The organism is Bacillus sp. SH7-1 (genome assembly GCF_008042405.1).
In the GTDB taxonomy this organism is placed as follows: Bacteria; Bacillota; Bacilli; order Bacillales; family Bacillaceae_G; genus Bacillus_A; species Bacillus_A thuringiensis_N.
Map to the genome: position 1 here is coordinate 1 of NZ_QNUD01000064.1, position 1,168 is coordinate 1,168.

Below are 1,168 nucleotides of genomic sequence, written 5' to 3' on the forward strand. Positions count from 1 at the left end.
AGGTAGTACCATCTATCATTATCTTTCAGCCAGCCTGTTTTTTTTACACCATTTTCAAAGTAGAACCATGTTCCATTTCCATCTTTTACCCAACCACTCTGTTCAGTAGCTTGCATATTTTGAGCTGTTTCGGCTGAACTTACAATTGGCTGAATGCTCAAGCCGAGAGTCGTTGCTAATGTAAGTGCTGCAATTTGTTTTTTCATAATTTTAATAACCCCCTAGATTTATAAATAGATATATTGATAAATTAGTTTTTAGGTAATACATATATTTTAACTGTTTGTCTTCCCCAATTACTTGATTCCTGTTTTGAAGGAATAAATACATCTATTTTATTACCTTTAATAGCGCCACCAGTATCTCTAGCTTCAGCTATTCCATAACCCTCAACGTAAACTTTTGACCCAAGAGGAATAACTGACGGGTCTACTGCAATAACTTTCAAGTTAGGATTAGCAGTTAAATCATCTCCCATTTTTGTATATACATGTTGTCCAGGCTTATAACCATTTTCTGCTGGATCATTTGTATATGCTGTTGCCGTTACTGTTAATTCACGAGAATTTATCCATTGACCATTATCCTTGAAATAATTCATTTTTCCATCCATTCTATTCCATCCTGTTACCATTGCTCCACCGTTATTAGCATCTAAGTAATACCATTGATCATTTTCTTGGAACCAACCTGTTTTCATTGAACCATCTGCACTTCCATCCAGATAGTACCATTTATCATTATCCCTTACCCAACCCGTTTTCATCACACCAATTTTATTTGGGTCTGAATCCGTATCTAAATAATAGTACTTTCCTTCTACGTTTACCCAACCTGTTTTCATAGATCCACCGTTATTGGCATCCAGGTAGTACCATCTATCATTATCTTTCAGCCAACCTGTCTTCATCACACCAATTTTATTTGGGTCTGAATCTGTATCTAAATAATAGTATTTTCCTTCTACGTTTACCCAGCCTGTTTTCATAGATCCACCGTTATTGGCATCTAGGTAGTACCATCTATCATTATCTTTCAGCCAACCTGTCTTCATCACACCAATTTTATTTGGATCTGAATCTGTATCTAAATAATAATATTTTCCTTCTACGTTTACCCAGCCTGTTTTCATAGAACCACCGTTATTAGCATCTAGGTAGTACCATCT

Annotated in this window: 1 protein-coding gene and 1 pseudogene; both read right to left on the reverse strand. The window is 35.6% G+C overall.

What is annotated here, in order from left to right:
- Positions 1-206: pseudogene (locus tag DN390_RS31540) on the reverse strand (NlpC/P60 family protein); the annotation flags it as partial.
- A gap of 44 nt (positions 207-250) precedes the next feature.
- Positions 251-1,168: 3D domain-containing protein (locus tag DN390_RS29960; protein WP_147809304.1), on the reverse strand; the 918-nt coding region annotated here is incomplete at its 5' end.